Annotated in this window: 8 protein-coding genes; 3 read left to right on the forward strand and 5 right to left on the reverse strand. The window is 31.6% G+C overall.

Annotated features, from left to right (window positions below; translation table 11 throughout):
- Positions 1–252: 252 nt before the first annotated feature.
- Complete coding sequence (locus HMPREF2586_RS03820; RefSeq protein WP_070658086.1) at positions 253–1,422, reverse strand: YbfB/YjiJ family MFS transporter; 1,170 nt, start codon at positions 1,420–1,422, stop codon at positions 253–255.
- 176 nt (positions 1,423–1,598) lie between these two features.
- Here HMPREF2586_RS03820 and HMPREF2586_RS03825 point away from each other — a divergent pair, with 176 nt between their 5' ends.
- Both HMPREF2586_RS03825 and HMPREF2586_RS03830 read left to right on the forward strand, forming a co-directional pair.
- Positions 1,599–2,405: a DUF3100 domain-containing protein gene (locus HMPREF2586_RS03825; RefSeq protein WP_064209135.1), complete on the forward strand. Its 807-nt coding sequence runs from the start codon at positions 1,599–1,601 to the stop codon at positions 2,403–2,405.
- 2 nt (positions 2,406–2,407) lie between these two features.
- The gene (locus tag HMPREF2586_RS03830) at positions 2,408–2,860 is read left to right on the forward strand and encodes a hypothetical protein (protein ID WP_046206580.1); all 453 of its coding nucleotides are present in this window, start codon (positions 2,408–2,410) and stop codon (positions 2,858–2,860) included.
- Positions 2,861–2,934: 74 nt separating this feature from the next.
- On the opposite strand, the gene HMPREF2586_RS03835 is transcribed toward HMPREF2586_RS03830, so the two are convergent.
- Entirely contained in the window at positions 2,935–3,276 is a 342-nt protein-coding gene (locus HMPREF2586_RS03835; RefSeq protein ID WP_070658088.1) for a DoxX family protein, read from the reverse strand.
- Between the two features lie 26 nt (positions 3,277–3,302).
- Positions 3,303–3,863, reverse strand: coding sequence for a TetR family transcriptional regulator (locus tag HMPREF2586_RS03840; RefSeq protein ID WP_070658089.1), 561 nt, complete (start codon positions 3,861–3,863; stop codon positions 3,303–3,305).
- A gap of 139 nt (positions 3,864–4,002) precedes the next feature.
- Here HMPREF2586_RS03840 and HMPREF2586_RS03845 point away from each other — a divergent pair, with 139 nt between their 5' ends.
- Positions 4,003–4,944 carry a DsbA family protein gene (locus HMPREF2586_RS03845; RefSeq protein ID WP_070658091.1) on the forward strand — a complete coding sequence of 314 codons (942 nt, stop codon included), beginning with the start codon at positions 4,003–4,005 and terminating at the stop codon, positions 4,942–4,944.
- Between the two features lie 143 nt (positions 4,945–5,087).
- On the opposite strand, the gene HMPREF2586_RS03850 is transcribed toward HMPREF2586_RS03845, so the two are convergent.
- Entirely contained in the window at positions 5,088–5,426 is a 339-nt protein-coding gene (locus HMPREF2586_RS03850) for a hypothetical protein (protein ID WP_070658093.1), read from the reverse strand.
- 192 nt (positions 5,427–5,618) lie between these two features.
- Positions 5,619–6,000 (reverse strand): LPXTG cell wall anchor domain-containing protein (locus HMPREF2586_RS03855; protein ID WP_141756811.1); only part of this gene is annotated, 382 nt, incomplete at its 5' end.

Here is a 6,000-nt window from a genome sequence, read left to right on the forward strand (position 1 = left end):
TTTTATCCATGACGATATTACCACAAAAATTGGACTTATACAAAAAGATTATAAACTTCCAAAAGCAACTCGAAAACAGCTTATCTAAAAACTTATTACCTAAATAATCGAATAGTTACGCATTCGAAATAAATCTATTGTCACCTTAAATATTTTCGAAAGCAGTTCAAGTTATACACGTAGAAGGCGATCTATCTCATGATTTTTCTTCACTTTTTAACAAAATTATCAAAGTTATAAGAAAATATTCATTTAATACCTAGTCCGGTAACTATACATACTACTAAATAACCCTACACATAAAATAGCAGCAGCAAAAATCAAGGCTGCATTGAAGTTCCCTGCGCTTCCAATTAATAATCCTGACAATGCAGGTGCAATCATTTGCCCCAAACTGTATATGACTGTCAATATCGCAACTAAGTTCAGCTTACTATTATTTTGATACATTAAAGCTTGTGCTTTGGACATAAATAATGTAGTAAGCCCTAAAAACGTTGAACCAAATAATAATGAACTTAGAATCAAACTCAACATACTTTCTGATAGTATTGGCAAAGTAACACTTATTATTTGTAAAATAAAAGCTAGATAGGTCGCCTTACCATGGCCTAACATATCAGCCAATATAGACCAAAGAATGGTCGATGGTATCGCGCCTAACCCAACAAACATCCAACTTAATGCTGCATAGTCTGATAACGAGGGTATCGATTTAACAATGGCAACCAAAAATGTGCCCGTAATAATATATCCAGCACCTTCGCAAAAATATGCAATGGAAAATCCCCAAATAAATTTTTTCTTCAACTTACTTGATACATTAGATTGACTTTCGTTTGTTTTATGGCTTTCGTGATCAGTACGATCATTTTCACGCATACCAAATATAATAAAAATAGCCATGATTAATGAAAAAATACCGAGCAAAACCCAAGTCGTTTTCCAGGTATTCACTGAAGTAAATAAAAAAATAAAGATACTACTTGAAAAAATACCTAAACCTACACCACTATAAAGTAGACCTGATATACGTTCTTTTCGAACCATTTTTAATGCTTCTAACGCAACATTTGATGCTAATACAAAAACAGTACCACTAGACACACCAGAAACAAATCTAAAAATAGCCCATAAGATATAACTATCAAAAATACCCATGAATAGTGTTGAAATAATATTAATCATTAAATATATTTTAAGATCGACTACCTTATTAAATACAATAATCCAAATTGGAATTATTGCGCCAATAAGATACCCTAAATAATTATATGTAGCCAACATACCAGCACTCGGATTGTCCATACTGGTATTAAGCTGCATAAAAGGCATGATGGGCGTATATGCAAAACGTCCAATTGCCATAACAATAAACAAACACAACATACCTAAAACAAGTTGCTTATACGCTTCTTTCATACTTTACACACCTTTCAATAAATTAATTACATTATACACTTTTCATGATATTTACAAATACTTTTTCATTAGCAATCAATAATATTATCTTCAACCCCTTTTAATTTTGAAATAGTAAGTATAGAATAGGCATTATTATTATTTTGAATTTTCAGATTTTTATTAGGGGGATTGTTATGCAACAACAAAATATACTTTGGAAAGATTGGAGATTACATGGCATTGTCCTAATCATTATGATCATTTCTGAAGTGATTGGCGCACATAAAATTCCATTAGGTATAACTTCAATCCTATTGTTACCAGTAGTTTACGCAGTATTACTTGGTTTGGGAGTATATTTCACACCTATTATAGGTAAAAGACAAGCTAAGCACTCTGAACCAATGGTCTTTATTTCTGTAGCATTACTCATAGCAAAATTCGGGGTAGAGGCTGGACCTGCCCTTCCTAAAATTATTGCAGCTGGACCCGCTTTAATACTTCAAGAAGCCGGAAATTTAGCTACTATTATTATTTCATTACCGCTAGCTATACTTTTAGGTTTACGTAGAGAATCTATAGGCATGACACATTCAATAGGTAGAGAACCAAATTTAGCACTTATTACTGAAAAATATGGTATTACCTCTCCTGAATGGCGAGGAGTCATGTCCATGTATATATTTGGAACGATATTTGGGGCAATATTTTTTAGCATTTTCTCCGGCATACTAATCTCTATTTTACCTTTTAGCCCATTAGCATTTGCAATGGCGACAGGTGTAGGAAGTGGTGTGATGACTGCTGCTGCATTAGGTCCCTTAGTTGAAATGTATCCTGACCAAGCTAGTACAATTACAGCATTCTCTGGTGTGAGTAATTTACTTACATCTGTCACAGGGCTTTATGTGGGTATATTAATTGCTTTGCCATTAACTCGAAAATATTACAGCTTTATTATGCATATTAAATCAAAATTCACAAAAGATAAGGAGCAATGAGTATGAATTCAAAAGTTACAAACTGGATACTCACATTATGTGTGGTAGGCATTATTTCACTTTTTAGTAATTGGATTGGTTACAGTGTTATGCCAATAGAAGCTTTACCGGGCATTCTTACATTAATGGGCATTGCATTAAGCGGTTTAATCTTACGTGATATTGTTCCTTTAAATATACCTAGTATTGCTTATATTGGTATAATCGGACTCATCATTACAATACCAGGCATCCCTGGATCATCACACATTGTTGAATGGACTGAAAAAGTAGATCTATTGTCATTAGCTACACCAGTGGTTGCATATGCAGGTGTTTCTATAGGAAATTCGTGGGCCGATTTTGCTAAGTTAGGTTGGAAAACAATTGTCGTAGGAACCGTAATATTGCTCAGTACATACGTAGGTTCTGCCCTTGTAGCAGAAATTGTTTTAAGCATTCAAGGTTTAGCATAATCTACACATAATCATCCCCGTACAAACAATTCAATCTATCGTTTGTACGGGGATAATTAAAGTCAGAAAATATTTTAAATATAATAAATGAATACTATAAAGTTCAATAAAAAGAGTACAATAGCTGGAATCGCTTTTTTAATTGGATCCTTGCCTAAGAAAATCAATGAAATTGCACCAACAAACATCGTTGCACCTAGTAATATACTTGATAATAAAGCAATTACATTATACAACACACCTATTAACATCCCCAGACCACCTACAAATTCAAAAATTCCTGTAATTTGATTAAAAATAGGTGGGTAACCAAGACGCGCAAAATCTTGTTTCATTGCACCAGATAGAATTTTTGATCCTGTCATGATAAAAAATATCCCCAAAATTATTTGCAATATAATGATAATAATACTCATTTTAACGACCCCTTTTCATTTTTATCTTAGTCGTGCGCTAGCAAACCAGAAATCATATAAGGCGTAATGCGTTTAATATAATTTTCAGGTAACATCTCACTATCCTTTTGGTACCATGTTTCAGCTGCTTTATAGATACTTGCACTTATCATATTTGCAGTCAATTGTCGTGTACTATCTTCTTCAAAGTCAATATCATTCAACAATTTATACAATACATTTGCAATATGTTCTTGAACAATATGGTCTATTGTCTCAGGATAACTCCTATGACATCTTCTATTTAAAGACAATTGAAACTCTGCCACTACTTTAAAGATGTCGATAATTGTATTTTCACTCAATGGTTTATATTCAAAATATTCATAATTTAAATTAATTAATAGTTCCTCAGCAAGCGCTTTTTCTAACAAATCATAGATATCACTGAAATGATAATAAAACGTAGCTCTATTAATAAGTGCCTCTTGTGTAATATCTTTTACAGTTATACTTTTAAAATCTTTAACACCAGACAATTTGATAAAAGCTTGCATGATAGATTTTCTCGTTTTAATAACGCGCAAGTCTGATTTTGATTGTACCATTCGACTCCCTCATTTTCTCCCAACATTTAATTCTGGATGTTGAATATTCAACATTTTCTACAATTTGTTGGTACTTATTATTCATATTACTACTTATCATAAGAGTATATCAATTTAATTAAACTACGGAGGTACAATTATGGAAAAAAATATGGTATGTGATATGTATTCAGGTGTTTGCAAACCGAGTGAAGAAAATGAAGTAGAAAACATAAACTTGAACAACCAAAGTCCTAATTTAACTTTATATTATATAACTGATCCTATGTGTTCACATTGTTGGGCTTTCGAACCAATTTTAAATAAACTGTTAGTTCAGTACGGTCATTTGTTTAATTTTCAAATGATTATGGGTGGTCTTTTAGAAGCTTGGGGGGATGGTCCTATTGATCCTGCTAATGGCATTTATAAACCAGCTGATGTGACACCACATTGGCAAGAAGTAGGTCAATATTCACGCATGCCTATCGATGGTACAGTTATGGAATTAGATCCTGTGCAATCTTCATACCCAGCATCTCGATTGTATAAAGCGATTCAGCAATTAGATTCCCCGACTTCTGCTATTGAATTTATTAGATTAGTGAGGGAAGCTGTTTTCGTCTTTAACCAAAATATTTCTGATAACAAAATACTTAAATCAATTGTACAAACTTTATATAAAAACAATAAAACAATAAATATTGAAACTATTTTTGATTTAGCAAATAGTACGCAAGGCCAGCAACTACTTTCAAACGATTTTAACTTAGTACGAGAATTAGGTGTCAGAGGTTTCCCTACAGTTGTCATAGTAAATCATGATAACCAAGGTACCAAAATTGTAGGTGCTAGAGATTTAAATGTTTATATAGATACACTTAAAAAACTTAACAATAATGGAAAAACCGTTTCAAAACCATTGCCAGATTTAGAATTATATTTAAAAAAACAACATCGTTTATTTTCTAAAGAAATTGAAATTATGTATGATATTGCGCAAGACGAAGTACCAAATTTCGTTGAACAAAATTTGAGTCCTTCAGTTTACACAGCCAAAAATATCCTTGGTGAAAATTATTATGAATTTATTTTATCGTAATATATGACAATCTAACTGACATTGTGAGCGAAATGGCTTACGTTCATCAAACACTATATGTACTTGTTCAATGCAGGTGAAATTCAATCAATTTATCAAATATGTTTATATAAAGTGTCACTTTATTGCATTTATATTCTTACTCATGTCGTTTTATATTTTTTCAAATATTCATTGTAATTAAAAGTTTCTATACTATTAGTTACAATGATATTTTTATTTAGCTGCGCTTCTAAATACCTACTTACTTCACAAACTGCATTTATTTTTATTGATTCTATGTCATTCATTTCTATTACTACAAAGTCTATTTCTTTAACACTATGATTCGTTTGAGAAAGTATACTATAGATGTGTTGTAACAATCCTTCATTATATTTGGTTTTAGAAATTGCTGCTACTTTTGAATTGATTGGTTCTTGATTTCTATTACGCAAGTAAAATAGTGTGTTACCTCTGCTATATTGAACGATGATATACATACAGAAACCCCATTTTAATTTTTTATATCTATAATTAGTATATACACATTACGCACAATTAATAAACTATTCATAATAAATCAAACTCAATTTATAATCAGTTTTATTTAAACAATAATTAGATAGTAAAAAAACCTGAGACTGCACATGTCTCAGGTTTCTTTATTTAATACTATTTTTATAATTTATTAATTATTTATCTTCTTCATTTTTTCTACGACGTTTGAAAACTAGTAATAACGCACCCAAACCTGCAAATAATGAACCAAATAAAGTACCTTTATTAATTTCATCTTTTCCTGTTTCAGGTAATTCAGATCTATTATCATTAATTTTTCTAGAGTTATCGGAACGATCATTTACTATTTTTGAAGTTTGATTTTGTTCTAACTCTGAAATATGATCGCGTTTAGATGGTTGGCTTATATCTGAACTTTCTCCTGATTTCGGTTCTTGAGTATTTGAGTTTCCTTCTGTACTTGGATTTTCTCCCGTACCTGGGTTTTCTCCCGTACCTGGTTCTTTTCCTGTACCTGGTTTTTCTCCTGTACCTGGTTCTTCTCCTGTACCTGGT

Source organism: Staphylococcus sp. HMSC034G07 (genome assembly GCF_001835975.1).
GTDB lineage: Bacteria > Bacillota > Bacilli > Staphylococcales > Staphylococcaceae > Staphylococcus > Staphylococcus ureilyticus.

Coding starts and splice junctions, on each gene's coding strand:
- HMPREF2586_RS03820 (WP_070658086.1), bottom strand. CDS start 1,422: ATGAAAGAAGCGTATAAGCAACTTGTTTTAGGTATGTTGTGTTTGTTT.
- HMPREF2586_RS03825 (WP_064209135.1), top strand. CDS start 1,599: ATGCAACAACAAAATATACTTTGGAAAGATTGGAGATTACATGGCATT.
- HMPREF2586_RS03830 (WP_046206580.1), top strand. CDS start 2,408: ATGAATTCAAAAGTTACAAACTGGATACTCACATTATGTGTGGTAGGC.
- HMPREF2586_RS03835 (WP_070658088.1), bottom strand. CDS start 3,276: ATGAGTATTATTATCATTATATTGCAAATAATTTTGGGGATATTTTTT.
- HMPREF2586_RS03840 (WP_070658089.1), bottom strand. CDS start 3,863: ATGGTACAATCAAAATCAGACTTGCGCGTTATTAAAACGAGAAAATCT.
- HMPREF2586_RS03845 (WP_070658091.1), top strand. CDS start 4,003: ATGGAAAAAAATATGGTATGTGATATGTATTCAGGTGTTTGCAAACCG.
- HMPREF2586_RS03850 (WP_070658093.1), bottom strand. CDS start 5,426: ATGTATATCATCGTTCAATATAGCAGAGGTAACACACTATTTTACTTG.